This is a genomic window from Nitrospira sp. M1 (assembly GCF_965152605.1).
Genome location: NZ_OZ224217.1, coordinates 1,451,611 through 1,468,947, shown reverse-complemented (window position 1 = coordinate 1,468,947; position 17,337 = coordinate 1,451,611). Strand labels below are relative to the sequence as shown.

General features: G+C 47.2%; 13 protein-coding genes. 9 read left to right on the top strand and 4 right to left on the bottom strand.

What is annotated here, in order from left to right:
* Window positions 1-250: 250 nt before the first annotated feature.
* Window positions 251-1,510, bottom strand: a complete 1,260-nt coding sequence (locus ACWHX8_RS07040; RefSeq protein WP_447971245.1) for a glycosyltransferase family 61 protein — start codon at window positions 1,508-1,510, stop codon at window positions 251-253.
* A 429-nt stretch (window positions 1,511-1,939) separates the two neighbouring features.
* Window positions 1,940-3,124: a mitochondrial fission ELM1 family protein gene (locus tag ACWHX8_RS07035; protein WP_447971244.1), complete on the bottom strand. Its 1,185-nt coding sequence runs from the start codon at window positions 3,122-3,124 to the stop codon at window positions 1,940-1,942.
* 59 nt (window positions 3,125-3,183) lie between these two features.
* On the opposite strand from ACWHX8_RS07035, the gene ACWHX8_RS07030 reads away from it, so the two are divergent.
* The 5 genes from ACWHX8_RS07030 to ACWHX8_RS07010 all read left to right on the top strand — a co-directional run bounded on the left by ACWHX8_RS07030 (window position 3,184) and on the right by ACWHX8_RS07010 (window position 8,480).
* The gene (locus ACWHX8_RS07030) at window positions 3,184-4,626 is read left to right on the top strand and encodes a surface carbohydrate biosynthesis protein (protein WP_447971243.1); all 1,443 of its coding nucleotides are present in this window, start codon (window positions 3,184-3,186) and stop codon (window positions 4,624-4,626) included.
* A 133-nt stretch (window positions 4,627-4,759) separates the two neighbouring features.
* Window positions 4,760-5,722, top strand: coding sequence for a class I SAM-dependent methyltransferase (locus ACWHX8_RS07025; RefSeq protein ID WP_447971242.1), 963 nt, complete (start codon window positions 4,760-4,762; stop codon window positions 5,720-5,722).
* A 246-nt stretch (window positions 5,723-5,968) separates the two neighbouring features.
* Window positions 5,969-6,652, top strand: coding sequence for a hypothetical protein (locus ACWHX8_RS07020; RefSeq protein WP_447971241.1), 684 nt, complete (start codon window positions 5,969-5,971; stop codon window positions 6,650-6,652).
* A gap of 126 nt (window positions 6,653-6,778) precedes the next feature.
* Window positions 6,779-7,027 carry a hypothetical protein gene (locus ACWHX8_RS07015; RefSeq protein WP_447971240.1) on the top strand — a complete coding sequence of 83 codons (249 nt, stop codon included), beginning with the start codon at window positions 6,779-6,781 and terminating at the stop codon, window positions 7,025-7,027.
* A 394-nt stretch (window positions 7,028-7,421) separates the two neighbouring features.
* Window positions 7,422-8,480 carry a PEP-CTERM sorting domain-containing protein gene (locus tag ACWHX8_RS07010; protein ID WP_447971239.1) on the top strand — a complete coding sequence of 353 codons (1,059 nt, stop codon included), beginning with the start codon at window positions 7,422-7,424 and terminating at the stop codon, window positions 8,478-8,480.
* Between the two features lie 54 nt (window positions 8,481-8,534).
* Here ACWHX8_RS07010 and ACWHX8_RS07005 read toward each other — a convergent pair whose 3' ends face one another.
* Window positions 8,535-8,777, bottom strand: coding sequence for a hypothetical protein (locus tag ACWHX8_RS07005; protein ID WP_447971238.1), 243 nt, complete (start codon window positions 8,775-8,777; stop codon window positions 8,535-8,537).
* A gap of 1,400 nt (window positions 8,778-10,177) precedes the next feature.
* Here ACWHX8_RS07005 and ACWHX8_RS07000 point away from each other — a divergent pair.
* Window positions 10,178-14,416 carry a LamG-like jellyroll fold domain-containing protein gene (locus ACWHX8_RS07000; protein WP_447971237.1) on the top strand — a complete coding sequence of 1,413 codons (4,239 nt, stop codon included), beginning with the start codon at window positions 10,178-10,180 and terminating at the stop codon, window positions 14,414-14,416.
* A gap of 22 nt (window positions 14,417-14,438) precedes the next feature.
* Window positions 14,439-15,692 carry a tetratricopeptide repeat protein gene (locus ACWHX8_RS06995; RefSeq protein WP_447971236.1) on the top strand — a complete coding sequence of 418 codons (1,254 nt, stop codon included), beginning with the start codon at window positions 14,439-14,441 and terminating at the stop codon, window positions 15,690-15,692.
* Between the two features lie 21 nt (window positions 15,693-15,713).
* Here the strand turns inward: ACWHX8_RS06995 and ACWHX8_RS06990 are convergent, their stop codons facing one another.
* Window positions 15,714-16,082, bottom strand: a complete 369-nt coding sequence (locus ACWHX8_RS06990; RefSeq protein ID WP_447971235.1) for an IS30 family transposase — start codon at window positions 16,080-16,082, stop codon at window positions 15,714-15,716.
* 273 nt (window positions 16,083-16,355) lie between these two features.
* On the opposite strand from ACWHX8_RS06990, the gene ACWHX8_RS06985 reads away from it, so the two are divergent.
* Together ACWHX8_RS06985 and ACWHX8_RS06980 are read left to right on the top strand one after the other, a co-directional pair.
* Complete coding sequence (locus ACWHX8_RS06985; RefSeq protein ID WP_447971234.1) at window positions 16,356-16,622, top strand: helix-turn-helix domain-containing protein; 267 nt, start codon at window positions 16,356-16,358, stop codon at window positions 16,620-16,622.
* A 292-nt stretch (window positions 16,623-16,914) separates the two neighbouring features.
* Window positions 16,915-17,331 carry a hypothetical protein gene (locus tag ACWHX8_RS06980; protein ID WP_447971233.1) on the top strand — a complete coding sequence of 139 codons (417 nt, stop codon included), beginning with the start codon at window positions 16,915-16,917 and terminating at the stop codon, window positions 17,329-17,331.
* Window positions 17,332-17,337: the final 6 nt, after the last annotated feature.

Sequence of the window (17,337 nt, the reverse complement as noted above, 5' to 3'; positions counted from 1 at the left end):
TAGACGGCTGGCATTATTTCCAGAGAGTATACATTGGGCTCTTGATGAGACGGATCGTGACGGGAAGGCCGAGAAAAGACAAACGGACGATCGCCAATATCTGGAAAAATCTTTGACCTACCTCATGGCGTATTGTTCTGTATCAAATGTCGTCAAGGTTCGCACACATGACGCAAGACATTCCTCAAAATGCGAAGGGCTATTGTATCGAATGACTACAAAAGAATAAATAGGTCTCTTGAGACTACCCTTACAAAAGAACATCTCGTATATCATCAATCACAACTGAAAAATTATCACTCACGCGCGGATGGGAAATAACTTCACGGGTTTTGATACACGTATAGTTCAATTTCATGTCCACAGAGAGACGAAAATAGGCATCAGTCGCTCGTGCTGGAAACAGCTCGATCACACGCGTACCCGGATCGCAAAATACCAGATTGGCTAGCCCAGAACCATGTGGCGCCACAATGACGTCCGCTTCAGAAAACAATCCTACTTGCTCAGTAAATGACATCGATTCCAATAGACATATCGCAAACCCTTGGTCACGAAGGAAATCGGAAAGTTCGACCTCGTTCGTCACCATCCGCTTGCCGGCACATGATCGAGATATATAAATTTTCCGCTTGGAGTCCGAAGAACTCTCTCGCGCTGGCAAAAACGTATCACGAAGCCAATCGCAGACCCAACGAGGGTGACGATATCCGAACATAATCTGATGGCATGGCACCACCAGCTCATCTCCCGTGACCCATGGAACCTGAACGCTATTGATAATGTGACTCCCAGACGTCAACCCTAAGCACTCGAGTGTTTCCACTTGAAAGGGATGCGAATATTGCAAGAAATAATGATCAGGCTCTCCATACAACTCCTGTAATTTGGCAAGGCGTGGAAGAATATCGAATAGCCAATGCGAGTACTGATGCTGGTTCTGTGAAGTCAAAATCGCAATTCGTCCCGGAAAATATCGCGGGTCTTGCTGCTCCTTGCGATAAGCAACAGGAATACTATCCCGCCAACTCCGTCGGCGATACTTCATGCGTTGACGAAATGGGTGGCACGCTTCCAAGACCGGCCGGCTTTTGGACTCAAACACAAACCCGTCCTGATCGGCTGATCCACCTGGAATAAGTACGGTATGATGAAGCGTGACCTGGGAAGGGGTAGGACGGTCCCAAAAATTCTCACGTGAGGCCTCATGACAGGCTGAATAATCAAAGCGTTCTGGAGGACTAAATGTTTTGTCGATAAACGGTGACGCCGATACGGGAATATATGGAAGGACTCCAAACCAATGGCCAACCCGTTCTGCCCCCAATACTGGGTAAAAAAGGCAGGCCAAGAGATGCCTGAACGTAGTCAAAGGGTTTTTGAATGTAGAGTGCCGTTTCGCAAGAGTACCTTCTCCGTCTTCGATGACAGAGGTGAGAACATCCTGTTGGACAAACAACTCCTTCCGACCCACACAACCAGGACTAAACTCCTTTAATAGTTCAGGCAATCGGGTTCCCTCCTTGGCGTTCCCTGTACTTGTTCACCTAACGGACGGACGCAATTTCAAAATTTACGCGATAGAGCCAGATTCACTCTTGACTCTGCTAATCGTACGCATGCTTACCACTTCAGAACAGACCAAACACACTTAGGGCTCAGCGTCAGAAGCTCACGAGTCAAGCATTACAAATGGAACATTCGTATTCTCAACGCAAAATGTTCACTAGCAGACGAGAAACGGAAGAGGTGTTTTTCCGAGAAGAAATATTAAAAATACAGGGGTTATGAAGAGTAGAATTGAAATTGATACAATGAATAATTCACGGGTATGACAACATCTGCAGGAAAATGAGATGATAGCAACAATTCAACGCACCCAGCGCGAGGATACATTTAGAGAGAATGAAATCATTATATAGTATTACCATAACAAAGATTATGAGTTGAGAAAACCAAAAAGAGACTTAATTTTTTGACTCACAACCTCCGCCTCGCGAAGCGGTCGATGCGTACGAATTTCATAATCTTGGCCAAAAGAGCATGCATAGCCTTGTTCAACCAAAACACGATGAAAGGCTTTAAGGTCGCGAAGAGGCCTCACAATGCCCTGTCTGACCAAAACGGCACTACAATTTTTGAAGCCTCGGCTCCAGAAACTACCTTGATACTCTCCATGTAATGAGGCTCGACCGGCAACAACAATCATTTCCCGCAGACGGGCAAATAACGTCAGAGGCTTTTCTGGTAGAGCATAAATAAACACAGGCTTCCCAATGGATACACTCTCACCCACCATGGACTCACTATCGCCCGTAACAATAATACTATCGGCCGTGGCGAGATACCCCCAGTAAGGATTTCGTGACTGATTCGGCTTCCACCTTTGCACGACCCCGGAATGACCTAATCCTTCAGTCAGAGCTTCGGTCGCTTGCGTTCCTGTGCGACGACTTGTCACGGCATGTACCATCCCGCCCGTTTTCTTCGCAAACTCAGCCACATCCTTTCCCAACTGTCTGGCAACGGACTCGTCCAAAACATTCCTGACAGTACTTCCACCAACCAGCAGCACAATATGCGGCCGAGGAGCGTCATCATATAGATCTGGCCATTCTTTGGCCGCCTCTTCGAGTTGTTGATTCGTCACGCGATTTAACGGCGCCAGGGTCTCAATGCGCTGCTCATTCGGCCACATCCGACAATACCCTGGGGCAATAGACACATCGCCTAGCTGCACGGCTTGACTGCCTTTCCGTCCGAGCTGAATAAGCTTGGCCTTCCCCTGACTCTGCTTTCGTATCCATCGTGCTACAGGCGCAGCGCGCCGACCCGCACTGATCACCACATCGGGCCATGGTGGGACGAGTGAATATGAAGAATCGCGATCCAAACAGATCGTGGTGGCACCGAGCAGTCGTTCATGAACTTTATGGAGCCAAGCCAAACGAGAAAACCCAAGAGTCTTGACCGTATATGGCCAACCCAACGCATCAGCCAAACCCAAGGACTGCGTAGAATTACCTGGCCGATCATCTGTCAATACCCAGACGACCGGTCGTGCGGATGCGATAGCGTCAGAACACAAAATACTGGCTTCTCCATATTGATCTTCTTGGCTCATAGCGCAAACCCACAATATTTTTCGATCAATGACAAATTCATCCGTAAATTGCTACTCTCATGCTCAGCACCCAACACGACTACATGTATCCCACGCACCAGCTCATGTACCACGCCGATCTTATTTTACCCATAGAAAATCAAGTCCGTGAATTGGATGCAAAGCTCCTCTTGGCTTGCACCGTAGCACAGCGTGGATATTCTGTGATCATCGGATGGAAAAGTGACATTGAGCAGGGAATTTACCGTTTTCGTTCCGGAAGCCTCTACCTCGCAAAATCATTTGCGCCCGTCAATCTTAAGATGTTGCGCATCTTAAAGGAATTAGGTCACCACGTCATCGCATGGGACGAAGAAGGCCTTGTGCATTACCCTCCTGACATCTACTTCGGACGCCGCTTTACAGGAGACATTTTACCTTATGTCGATAGAATTATCGCTTGGGGAGAAGACAATGCTCAGCTCCTCCAGCAATATCAATCGCCGTTTCCTCTGCCCATTCATGTCTTGGGCAACCCACGCGGTGACTTGCTGAGATCGGAATTGCGGCCATTTTTTGAGTCTGACGTGAAGAATCTTGTGGATCAATATGGAGACTACATTCTGGTCAACACAAATTTTCCATCCGTCAACTGCTTTGACCCTACACTCAATACGTGTCACGAAGACAATGATGCACCTGAAGGATTGGCATTAGGGAGAGGCAGTCGTGGCATGCCCGAAAGCTTTGCGCGAGGCCGTTACGCACATGTGAAGCAATTATTTGAAAAGTTCCAAGAACTTCTGCCGTTTCTCGCCGAAACCTATCCAACTCATACCATCGTCCTTCGACCTCACCCTTCTGAAAATCAAGAATTGTGGAAACAAGAAGTCAAACACTATCCGAATATTATCCTCAAAGCGACAGGGAATGTCATTCCTTGGATTCTCGGTAGTACCGTCCTCATCCACAACGGATGCACCACAGCCGTGGAAGCCTTCGCCATGGACAAACCGGTCATTTCTTACGAACCGTACCGAAACGAACGCTATGACAATCACTTACCCACAGATTTAAGCGAATCCTGTACGACCCTCGAGCAACTCAATGAGAGCCTTGCGAAATACCTTATAAACCCGATGCCACAAACATCCATGGCTCAGCACCAAGAATTATCAATTTTTTTAGCTTCGATGAATGGTACATTGGCCTGTGAACATATAGCAGAGTTGATTGACTCAATGAAGAAAAACGGCTCTCTCGCCCAGAAGCCTCTTACCGACCGACTCCGGCCACTCGGTCATGCAGTCGTACGGCATGCAAAAAAGAAATTCAAACGCCTCAAGGGAAACCTTCAGTATAGTCAAGCCTTTCAACAGCAACGTTTCCCAGACTTAAACCAGATGGAACTTAATCAGAAAGTAGATAATTTTAACCGCTTACTACAATTCCGCAAACCCCTACAGTTAGAGCCCTTGCAAACAAACATCATCCGAATAACCACATCATTTGAGAAAAATTGACACTTCGCGTACAGTATCGCTTGCTGTCTGAGACCAAGAAGAAGATATGGTCTAGGGCAGAGTGGAATTTTACTTCCTTTATAAAAACACAGGCTCTACCATCCTATTCGCTGTTCAAAAGGAGAATGCCCCATTGCCAAATACACTCACCAATCTCACCATTGAAAAATCAAAAGCTCTAGAAATTCTTGCTCCATTTATCGAGAAACAGTTGAAGGCAAATGACCCAGAAATTCAAACTGAAATAGCCAAGCTCAAACGTCGATGGAAACGAAGAAGATGGAAGCGTCAATTGTTAGGGTGGCTACCCACCGGCATGCAAATCCCTCGAGCATTTCGTGGGGCACGTAATCAACAATATGTCTTGGAAAGTTATAATGCAAACTGGGAAAGAGTTGACTGGCCAAGCCCTTCAACACCTCCCCGACCGAGAGAACTTGTGTATGCACAATGGGAGGAAGAATATCTCTTTATTCGAAGTGGGGCTCTATCACGAATTCATCTCGCGCTCATGGCAGACGTGATTGATGAACTCAAGCCACGCACAATTCTTGAAGTGGGCAGTGGAAATGGATTAAACCTATTCACATTAGCCAGTCGTTTTCCCGACATTGAATTTACAGGAATAGAACTCACAGAAAATGGAGTCGCACAGGCTCAAGCCGCTCAACAAAGCCATCCATTACCAAACACACTTGTCGACTTTTTCCCATGGACCCTGAACAATGAACAGGCGTTGCGTCAGATCACCTTTCGCCAGGGTGATGCCTGCGCACTCCCGTTTGAAGACTCGAGCTTTGACCTGGTCTTCACACGTCTCGCACTAGAACAGATGGAAACGATACGCGAAAAAGCCTTACGTGAAATATCAAGAGTCGCGCGGCAACACACCATGATGGTTGAACCCTTTGCTGAATTCAATCAGGACCCAACGCGATTCAATTATGTCAAGAGCAAAGACTATTTTTCTTTACCCTATGCACAACTCAAACAGTTTGGGATAGAACCCATCTATACCTTTTCAAACTTTCCACAAAAGTTAACACTCGGCGCTGGTCTTGTGGTTGGAAAAGTCGCAACGCATTCACCTAAATAGACACCTTTTCATAACTTTCTATTTAAAATGTCTCCTAGATTCCTTGATTCCTTCCGCAAGAAGTCACTCGACCCATCACGAAGCGACGACGTCTTTGCTGCATATGATGAAGATCGTGGCTATCGGGCGTACCATGAACATTGCCGGACGTTACTCAAAAAAACAATAGACAATGATGCGAACGATGCACTCAACCAAGAAGGCATTGAACACATACATGCATTAGACACAATCATCGCATCGGACATGCTCAATACAATTATTTCAAAATCCAACGAGTCAACGCGAAAGAAAAATATAGACTACTCTGCAATGCTCACGGTGGCAGATACGCGCTTCATCGAAACCCTATTCATGAAAATCTTCACGCCGGCGTTCGAGCAAAAACTTGTTCAATATTTTAAAAGTGAATTTTGTATTTATTGGCACACGATTCTTCGTGCCAGCCCCTCACCTCAAGCACGCCGTTCATTCCTGTGGCATTGCGACAAAGGGCCAAGCTGCCATATTAAGTTATTGCTCTATCTCAATGCCACGGATGAGCATGGCGGAAACACCAAATTTCTCGATCGCCGTACAACCAAAAAATTTGCGGAAACTGGATACCTTTTTGGTCCTGTCGATGCGAGACAAGCAGACCTCTCAACGCTCGCTAACACTGCTAATATTGAGTTTCAGCCAAAGCAGTGGGACATGCAACCCGGGGATGGGATTCTCTTTGAGCCATCTCAAATTCTTCACTGCGGAATCCTGCCGACTAAAGGACCACGTTACGTGATTGCCTTCTGCTTACTTCCTAGCCCTATCCCGTGGCATGAAGCTTTCAACCGAACTCAAGGCAACAACATGAGCCAAGACTACGCCTGGCACAGCAATGCTAACGAAATTTGCAAAGCATTACTTGAATCGAAAAGTCGGACGTCAACCTGAAAGCAGCCAGCTATCCCAGGAAAACCCGTGAAGCTGCGCGAACTGAATTTTGTACCTGTCAACCTGGGAATATGACTCGCCCGCTACGCATTAGCTATCCTGGTGTGGGGTATCATGTGATGAATCGTGGCACGGCCTGTGCCTATGATCGAGATCGCCGACTGGTTAACAAAAAATCCGAAGTCAATTGGAGCCTATCGAGAAAAGACTGTATTAATGACAGATATGATTCATCATTTTGCATCTGGCGGTGCAACACTAGCAATTGCCGCAAGATATGTATACGAACAAAATCAAAATCAGGCTGAAATGAAAGGGAAAATGATCAAAAACAGAAACACTAGATACTGTTTCAACCTTATAAAAATCATCTAGGAACTCCTTTGTCTCTCCGTATGCCATCACGACATCTCTTTCTTTACCCCTTTTTCCATTCCTGTTTAAACCTAAATTCAGTCAGTGCTTCTGCTCAGTAATTGATCCTGAGTGAGGTCAAGATCCGACATTTCTACCTGGCTTTAGCCACATACTTTCACACGTAATTTCATACCCCACTAACGAGGAATAGACAGCATTCGCCCTCCCTGCGCTTACATCCAATCGTGTGTGCATGAGTTCTGCATTTCGGCAGCCTTTTCCATATGTATCCACCGCTGTTGCTTGTACTCGATGCCCCCTCCTTTTGAGGGATTGTAAATAATTACCCTCCTGGCTTTTAGTGTTGTATGACCAGGTAACATCCAATTGTGAAAAGGAAACATTGATCGTCATGAAATTTTCTACGTTAGCTCGCATCAATTTATTAAGCCTCTTCTTCTTTAACCTATTTTTGCTGCTGAATTGGGGCACAACGGCTTTAGCATTGCCACTGACCAATTCCAACGTGCTCGTGACTTCACCAAGGTTCAATACAATTACCGAATACAACAAAACTGGCTCAGTAATTCAAAGTCACACCGTACCCTATCCTGGAAATATTCGAGGAGCTAATAATGTACGAGATAGCGTAGTAATGCCCAATGGCAAAGTAGCAATATACAATGGCACATTCGATCCATACTTTACCCAATGGTCACCTCATTCTGATACGTACACTCATAGAACTTTTTCGGGTTGGAGCACCATCAATGGTTCTGGACTTGGAGGGATCGCTGTCATTGGCAACCTTGTCTTTACCACGGACATGCGCACATTTGGTGACGGGGGACCAGATTTGGCTTCTGGAATAATACGATTTAACTTAACTACAAATTCTGCGGCTAGATTCGCAGAACCAGCTAGCTTCATCGATCTGACCATTGGATTTGATGGATTACTATACGGGCTCACCCTAGGTAACTCAGATGTTTTAGTGTATGACCCAAACACACTGGCTCTCCTAAGATCTTTTACTTTACAGCCACCTGTAAGTGGGATCGCGGTCAACAGCTCCGGACTGGTGTTTGGTTCGTCTTACGATGGAAATATTTACAAGTTTGCAAACAATGGGAGTATCGTTTCCTCTTTGCCAACCGGACATTTTGGACTGCTAGACATTGATCTCAATGGTATAGGAGAAATTGTGGTTTCTGGCCCTTCAAGCCAGTCTGTCATAGACGGTAAGATCATTTTTACCGATCAGAATTTTTCTTCTCTAAGTTCTTTTGATGTATATTTCTCAATTGATCCGTACGTGTCTTTTACCACCTCTATCCCCGCATCAAATACTCCGGTCCCAGAACCGAACACTCTAATGCTTTTAGCTAGTGGACTTATAGGATTGACCTTCTGGAGTGTAAGGAAGAATATTATCAGACCACTTACCCCCAATTTTGGCGCAAAAAACTAGGAGACGCACCCGCACCAGGGAGAACAAACTTTGGAAAATGCTGTGCCTTGATGATCACTCAAGGGATCGCCCAGGAGGATTCATGTTGAACTCAAGGCTCAATCGCTTCGCCGTCCGTTGTGATTTCCAGGCCTTTCGACCAAACGGTGCGCCTTGATTGACGCTTTGTCGAATTGCCTCAACTTCCATTTCTAAAAAAGGCGAATGTCCCATTTTCTTATACCAAAGCCGTGCGGACGATCGTCGAGCACTGGAAGCACTTGCGTACATCGAACATTGTCGAGTCGCCGTTCTCACGGGTACGCCTATGCACCGGGGCCTCACGCCGCCTTAAATCATCCGTCTATGCGACCTATTTGAATTGGAAGACACAAATGGTGGCTAAAAGAAGTTTCCGAAAGTTGAATGCCCAATACCTCGTCGGCAAGGTTGCGGAAGGAGAGGTGTTCACAGACGGAGTCAAAGGGACCAATCCGAAGGTCGTCGCCTAACTCTTTACACACTTTTTGACAACGGCTCATAAATTACCTGACACTAACTATAGATATTGCAATGGTTTTGAAAAAAAGCGGCAGATCGTTTTGTACAAATATGGTCCTCTGAAGTTGTCGAGGCTAGCGCTGAAATGAAACATATATGGCTCCTGGTACTCCTATGTGGTTTTTCAAACTCTTCTGTCTTGGCACAGAAAGAGCCATTAAATATTGAAATTCCTAATCCGCAAAGCAATAACAGTACGATACTTGTTCTATACCGAGATGAACATTATGCATGTCGCGTTGGTGAAGCCCCGAACCTTATCATTCGAGACGATTCCTTTCGGGTCCAAGAGACGATATATCTCTTGGAAAGACAGAGACATGACTGGAGGTCTCTTGAGGCCAGAGCCTACCTTTTGGTGATACAACAGAATCAAAAATGGAAGAAAGGGATAGGAGGCAAACTGACAGTTACGCTTGATGCGGGCAGCAAGTTATTTGTTAAAGTTGTGCCGAACTGCCGTTCTACTTTTAGTTGGAAGAAGGATTTTCTCCCTAGCCTTTTTCTCACAATTCTAACCTTTGGATTGGTTATACCAGATCACAGTGAAACTGACTTCTCTCTGATTCAAATGGATGAAAACCATGCTATTACAGAGATTCAAACTACAAAACGCTCTCAACCTCAAATAATCACCTATCATTAAATTCAAGGAATTTGCTTACTCTTGTACAAAGCCAGATTACAACCGTCAAGCACACTACGGGCTTCGAGAACGACTCATGGTCTGAGCCACACCGGTCATTCATCAGGATCAAGACTGGGAAGCCCGTCCCCACAGGACAAACCTTCAGGTCCTGGCACGTGTGAATTTTAGGACAAATTGGGAATAGAGACTAGTTTTATAATGTTTTCCCGTTCCCCTATGTTCCTACAAACAGCAGTTGAAAGTAGGGGCAAGTCCAATCACAAAGGTGAATGAAGATCGAGCAGATTTCGCGTTCTCACCATTGATAGCGATCATAGATCCATCCCACGAATGTATCCTCTAACTACCCATTACGAACCACCCATGGCAATATAACTTTATAAAACTAGACTCGACCCCAATACCAAAACATGGCAACCAAACATTCAATTACGATGACCTGGATCGCCTTACAAGCGCCAGTGGCACGTATCCCACGATTACGTATACGTACAATCAAATTGGCAACATGACGAGCAACTCCCAAATCGGCACCTATACCTATCCCGCCAGCGGCGGTAGCAGCGTGCGGCCGCATGCAGCCACAGGCGCCGGTTCGAATACCTATGCCTACGATGCCAATGGGAATATGACGAATGGGGCCGGGCGCACGATTGCCTACGATCACGAGAATCGGCCAATCACGATTACCGCCAATGGCAAAACAACGACGTTAACATACGACGGTGATGGCGGACGAGTGAAGAAAACGGTCAACGATGGCAGTCAGGAAAAAGAAACCACGTATATTGGAAAACTCTATGTGTGTGACGGCACAGCCACACCCCTTTCCTGTGCCAAGATGATCTTTGCCGGAAGCCAACGGATTGCAATGGTTCAACCATCCCCGCCAATTGGTACCGGAAGTATCAATTACTTTCATCCCGATCATTTAAGCTCGACCAGTGTGTTGACCAACAACACTGGTGTCAGTGAACAAGACCTGGCGTACTTTCCCTATGGCGAGACGCGTGTCAACACAGGGAAAACTATGTCAGCAGTCGAGGAATGGAAGTTAGAGATCGGCACATTTACAGGTGGAAATGATCTCTATCAAAGTAGTGGGCTCGGGCAACAAACCTCCGTCACCGTGCCGAATCTCCCAACTGACGGCAGCCAAGTCTATGTGACCTTATCGTATAACGTTGGAGGGCAATGGGAACATGACGAATATGTCTATACAGCCAGCAATGGTACTCCGCCTCCCCCCACAGCCGAACCGATTCCCATCAACTTCCAGCCCAGTGGGGCCACGGTGCCGAACGGTTATCTGAAAGATGATGGATCAGTGTATGACAGTACTCGTGGCTATGGCTGGACCACAAGCGTCAATACGCGTGAACGGAACTATTTGAGTGATCAAACGCGCGATACCTTAATTCACTTCGACACTGGAACCACCGTCGACTGGAATTACGATCTGCCCAATGGCGACTATCAGGTTTCACTCGTCAGCGGCGACCCAAGTTATTCACAAGGCCCGCATACGATAGCGGTCGAAGGCGCAACCGTCATCAATGGTGTCACAACACAGGCCAATGAGTTCATTACCATCACCGATCAGCCAATCACTGTGACGGATGGGCAGTTGACGCTGCATCTCACACGAGCCGGCGGCTCAAGCAAAACGATTATCAACTCGCTCGTCATCACACCAGTGAACACAGCACCACCAACTGAACCTACGCTCACGACAACCATCGCGGGAAGCGGGACAGTCACCAGCTCTCCCAGTGGCATGAATTGTAGCAGTGCAAGTTGCAATACATCGTTTGCCACAGGGACCGTCGTGACCCTGACTGCAACTCCGGCTAACGGCCAGAGCTTCATTAGTTGGGGGGGAACCTGCAGTGGGACAACCACCTCCTGCCAACTGACGCTTGATGCCAACCAAAGTGTCACCGCCACATTTACGGAAACGCCGCCTCCGTCCGACCTGGCCGGACACTGGACCTTCGATGAGAACAGTGGCACCCAAGCTACGGACGATTCCGGAAATGTCCACCATGGAACATTACTCAACGGCCCATCGTGGACGACGGGAACAATCGGCGGTGCGCTCGACTTCGATGGGAGTAACGACTATGTGTTGATCGGCGATCCGTCTGATGGAAGTTTAGACATGGGAGCCGGGCAGGACTTTACTTTGGCCGCATGGGTCAAGACAAGCGACCGCACGCCCAACGCTGGAGACAGCCTCCGGATCATTAGCAAGCAGGTTTCAGGTGGACGGTTCTATACCCTGCGCGAGCGAATAGACGGCACCGTCGGATTCGAAATTCGCACCGATGGCGGCAACTATGCAGGACAGCTGAGTACCACCACCATTGATGACGGCCAATGGCACCATGTGGCGGGAACTCGGCAAGGCGGCCTCCTCACGATCTATGTGGATGGCGTGGCGGAAGGCAGCACCAACGGCCCAACAGGAACCTTGGCCAATTCGGCTCCGCTGTATATTGGACACTATCAACCGGGAGAAGGCCAAAATTTTCATGGTCTCATCGACGAGGTGCGAATCTATCAACGTGCGTTATCAGCCTCGGAAATCACAAACCTGGCTCAATCGGATATAAATCATACCCTGACCGCGATTATTGCCGGATCCGGCACGGTGATGAGCAACCCGAGTGGATTGAACTGCGGAAGTGGGACGTGTCAGGCATCGTTTGCAGAAGGGATCACAGTCACACTCACCGCGACACCAAACGCTGGCCAGAGCTTCAGTAGCTGGTCGGGAGCCTGCAGTGGACCAACGCCGTCCTGCCAACTCACGCTCAATGCCAACCAAAGTACCACTGCAACCTTCACGACCGCTCCTCCGCCACCGAGCAATCCGGTCTCCATCAACTTCCAGCCCAGTGGGGCTCCTGTACCCACTGGATATCTCAAGGATGACGGGTCGGTCTATAACAGCGCACATGGCTATGGCTGGACCACAAGCGTCAATACGCGTGACCGAAATTATCTGAGTGATCAGATGCGAGATACCTTCATTCACTTCGATACGGGAACAACCGTGGACTGGAATTATGATCTGGCCAATGGCGACTATCTGGTTTCACTCGTGAGTGGCGATCCCAGTTTTCCACAGGGCCCACATACGATCGCGGTCGAAGGCACGAACGTCATTAATGGACTGAATACTCAAGCCAATGAGTTCATCACCATCACTGATCAGCCTGTGACGGTGACCGATGGCCAGTTGACGCTGAGTCTGACCCGTGCAGGTGGCTCTAGCAAGACCATCGTGAACTCGATCGTTATCACACCCGTCAGTACAAGCGCCTCGCTGACAACAAAAGATCCGAAGATACATGTTGTAGCATTCCATACCGCAGAGCAGGAAAAATATGCACCTCACCTCCATCAAGCGGTGAGCCAAGGGAGCAATCCAGGAACGGCACCAGCCGCCATTCGCCAAGGCGGGGGCATCTACAGCCTTCGCTTTGTGGTGCCACAATTGGCACACACACCAACCAATCCTCTGCTCCATTTGGTCTCTCATGGTGGCACCCCGTCGACCACGATAACTCCAACTCCTGGGAGTGTGCTCCCTGGAAGTACCGTCACCTTCTCCTGGAGTTATTCAGCTGCGAGCGGCAGCGGAACGGCCAATGTACCCTACAGGTACACCGGCAAAGAGCAAGATAATTCGACGGGGCTCTACTATTACGAAGCCCGGTACTATGATCCTGTCCTTGGGCGATTCATCTCCGCCGATACCATTGTGCCAAGTGCTACCGATCCGCAGGCACTTAATCGGTATAGCTATGCTCGTAACAATCCGATCATCTTCAATGATCCCAGTGGGCATTTCTTTAAGAAGGCTTTTAAAAGTACCACGAAATTTTTCAAAAAGAGTACAATAGGGCGAGTTGCTGGATGGACTGCAAATCCTATGCTCATGCAATTTACCGATCCGGTTACTAGCCGATATGCAGTCCCAGCAGCTGCAGGTGCCACTGTGGGTTGGGTGCCAGTTGTGGGACCTGTGTTGGGAGGAGCAGCAAGCGGTGCAGTGAGTGCATACTTATTTGGCGGTAACATAGGGGAAGCTGCATGGAAGGGGGCAGCGGCAGGCGCAGCAGGAGCGGCTGTTGGTGGCGGGCTCAATTTTGCGACAGGTGGTGACTATTTAATTGCCTCAGCTTTTGCAGGTGGAGTTGCGGGTAGTGCCACAGGGGGCGCATTAAATGGGGGTAGTACAAGCCAGATTGTTCAGGCGTCGCTGATACAAGGATCTGCGGCAGCACTCAGCGCGTATATTCAAATGAACGCTCGGGTTTCGCCGGAAGAAGCGCAGGAAGCTTCGCTAAGGGCAAAATATCAAGGAGCCCTCAATGTTGCTCAAGCTGAACAAACATCTTCAGGTGTCCAAATTGCTCGCACTGTCAGACCGCCAAGGCCAAGATATGAATTAGGTGAGGCCTTCGGAGATGTTCCTGATGAGTTTGTAAGAGCGTTTGGTACAGTAGCTGCTTTTGAGAAATACAGTCAGGTAAATCAAAAGTTTTTCGAACTCTCATTACTGTTCCCCTATGGCGAGTCAGGGAAAGCCATGGTTTGGATAAATACGAGTGAAGCATCTTCGAATTTTGGTGTTGTACAAGGAAGACTCGGGGGGTTGCATGATAATCTTATTGATTTCGGAAATAGTTGGTGGGAAGTACGCCACATTCCTCAAGGATCTCAGAGAGTGTACTAGGAAGGAATAGTAAGCTTTTCACATGAAGATTGTTAATGGCAGGGGTTCTGAAGGAATCAGGGTATTATTCCTACTAATATGGGCATGCTCCCTCATCGGTGCAGGCTCTGGTGCGATAACTTTTTCTGAGGAATTATCCCAGGAACAGATTTTTCAAAATGAAGTAAAGAAGCTAACTGAAAAAGGATTCTTCTTTTATAAGCAGAAGGAATACTTAAAAGCCATTAATTCATTTACCAAAGCACTTCAATTGACGGATGAGCCCTATGAGATACTGCTTTATCGTGCGAATGTGTATCTACAACATGGACAACATGAAAAAGCTTTGACAGATGCAACTACGGCAATTCAGATAAGACCTAAAGACCCCCTAGGATATCAATTACGAGCATCAATCTTCGCCCGAAATAATCATCCTCACAAAGGATTGGAAGACCTAACGAATGCTATTAATTTAAACCCTATATTAAGCGAAAACTATGTAAGAAGAGGAGACACTTATTTAATTCTTGGCGAACCCCAAAAGGCTTTAGACGACTTATCAAAAGCAATTGAACTTGGTCGTAGGAATCACCTTGTATTTCGGTACCGAGCCTATGCATTGGAACAACTCGGCCAATACAAACAAGCAATTGATGACTATTCAAAAGCTTTGCGTTTTAGATCATGGGACAGCCCTAGTTTAATTGGACGGGGTTGGATTCATGGTTGCCTTGGTGACTTAGAGGAGGCAATAGCTGACTTTAGTGAGGTGTTAATAAAAAACCCTAGCCACCTGGCTGTTCGACTTCAGCGTGCTATTACCTATTCTGACATTGGGAATTTGGAGTCTGCGGAGGCTGACCTTATTTATGGAGTTAGACAAGGTGTCAAAAATCCTGAATACTACCTATACTTGGCCGATGTCTATTACCGCCAAGGAAAACTAGACAAAGCAATAGATATCAATAAAAAAATCGAACTACTTAAGAATGAAAATTCACTATCGCCAATGTATCTTCAAAGGGGCCTACTCTATCTTCAACAAGGAAAAATTGTGGATTCGAAAAAATTCTATCAAGAGGGCCTTGAACTGGCTGAAAAATACTTGGATATGGAGGAAGTGAACGAGGCTATTCAAGAGTTTAAAGCCTTAGCAATTCAATACCCTAAACAGTTAAATGCAGGACAAGAAATATTGAGCGAACTGGAAGCGGCTAAAAAAAGAATGGCACTCATCTGGAAACCAGACATTAATTCTTGTTCAGCAATAAAAGCAGCTAAGGACGGGGCTTGACAAGTTGTAAGAAAGCCACATTCAATGTGGAAGTGCACCACGCGCTTCGCGAAAGACTTCATAGGGGGTCCGATAGCCTAAACACTTTCGAGGTCGATTGTTTAGGAGCTTTTCAATACGATTCAAGACAGCAGGGCCCAGGTGGTGAAAATTCGTGCCTTTGGGCAAGAACCGCCGAATCAATCCATTCACCTGCTCCACACTGCCTTTCTCCCAACTGTGATATGGGGCACAGAAGAAGGACTGCGAGCGCAGAGCTCCATTGATTTTTTCATGGCAGGTATTTTCACTGCCATTATCATAGGTGATGGATTGTCTCAGGGCACTCGGGTATCTTGTCAAACGACGAAGGATGGCCTTGCAAGTTGCGGCGGCCGTCTTCTTTGCCAAACTTGGGGAACTTGAACTTGGGGTCAAGACTAGTTTTATAATGTTTTCACGTTCCCCTATGATCCTAAAAACGGCAGTTGAGAATAGGGGGCACGTTTAGCTTTATAGTAACAAAGGTGAAGGAAAACCGAGCAGATTTCGCGTTCTCACCATTGATAGCGATCATAGATCCATCCCACGAATGTATTCTCTAACTGCCCATTACGAGCCACCCATGGCCCATATTCTAAAATGAAGTGCACCACTTTATCCTATAGAAACAGGAGGTGGTGTATGGGAAAGCATTATACGCATTTCGATCACAAAGAACGGACGCTCATCTATTGGTGGCGGAAAGAACGGCTCAGTCTCAGGGAAATGGGCCGCCGCTTACGGCGGAGTCATACCAGCATCAGCCGGGAATTAAGACGAAATTGCTGGGTTCGGCAACCGTATTTCCCACGCGGGGCTCAGCTCCTCGCTGGCTCTCGGCTCCACCGTCGCGCAAAGCGCGAGCGCTTCAAGTCGAAACAGGTCCGAGCCTATGTGCAGCAGCAATGACAAATCGGGGGGGGGGCCGGAATTGATTGCGGGGCGCTTAAAACAGCAGAGGCTTCTGCCTTCGGTGTGCCATGAAGCCATTTATCAATTGAGGTACATTTTTTTCTTACTTGCTCTTGGGTTGAGCTGTTCACTGTCAGCTTGTTCTCTCACGCTGAATGAAGGAACATCTCCTGGATTTCTATGGCCAATCGATCCACGAGGCCACAGCGAAACAAGGGGAATTTCGCGGTCTATAAGTATAAATATAACACCTGAATATCGAGATGAGTGGGATCCTGGGGAGACCTACATGGCTCGTATATTTTTGAAAGAAGCGGCAGGCACAACGGTTCTGGCTTTTAAAGACTCTGGATTATTTCCGCATGTGTTGATCGGCAATCAAAAAGCAGACTATCAGGTAGACCTCATACTGACTGGGAAACGACAATATAATGCTGGGCTGGTAGGACTTTCCAATATGACCCTCTGGCTTGTCCCTCATACCGTGACAAACACCATTCAACTTCAGATGACGATAAAAGACAAGCAAGGCCTGATCCTAGGAAAACTTGAAACTTCAGATCAAGAAAGGAAAATTAACGGACTTTTACTTTTACCATTTTTCCCAATATTGATGTACATCAATGACCCTGGGGGTTGGGATACGCTCATTTATCATGTGGTTCAGGCAGGCATTATAGAAGCAAATCAACAAGCTATACTCTAAGCTGAC

Excerpts from the sequence above, each read along its gene's own strand:
- ACWHX8_RS06985 (WP_447971234.1), top strand. The coding sequence starts at position 16,356 with ATGGGAAAGCATTATACGCATTTCGATCACAAAGAACGGACGCTCATC.
- ACWHX8_RS07030 (WP_447971243.1), top strand. The coding sequence starts at position 3,184 with ATGCTCAGCACCCAACACGACTACATGTATCCCACGCACCAGCTCATG.
- ACWHX8_RS06995 (WP_447971236.1), top strand. The coding sequence starts at position 14,439 with ATGAAGATTGTTAATGGCAGGGGTTCTGAAGGAATCAGGGTATTATTC.
- ACWHX8_RS07010 (WP_447971239.1), top strand. The coding sequence starts at position 7,422 with ATGAAATTTTCTACGTTAGCTCGCATCAATTTATTAAGCCTCTTCTTC.
- ACWHX8_RS07020 (WP_447971241.1), top strand. The coding sequence starts at position 5,969 with ATGCTCAATACAATTATTTCAAAATCCAACGAGTCAACGCGAAAGAAA.
- ACWHX8_RS06980 (WP_447971233.1), top strand. The coding sequence starts at position 16,915 with ATGGCTCGTATATTTTTGAAAGAAGCGGCAGGCACAACGGTTCTGGCT.
- ACWHX8_RS07000 (WP_447971237.1), top strand. The coding sequence starts at position 10,178 with ATGACGAGCAACTCCCAAATCGGCACCTATACCTATCCCGCCAGCGGC.
- ACWHX8_RS07035 (WP_447971244.1), bottom strand. The coding sequence starts at position 3,124 with ATGAGCCAAGAAGATCAATATGGAGAAGCCAGTATTTTGTGTTCTGAC.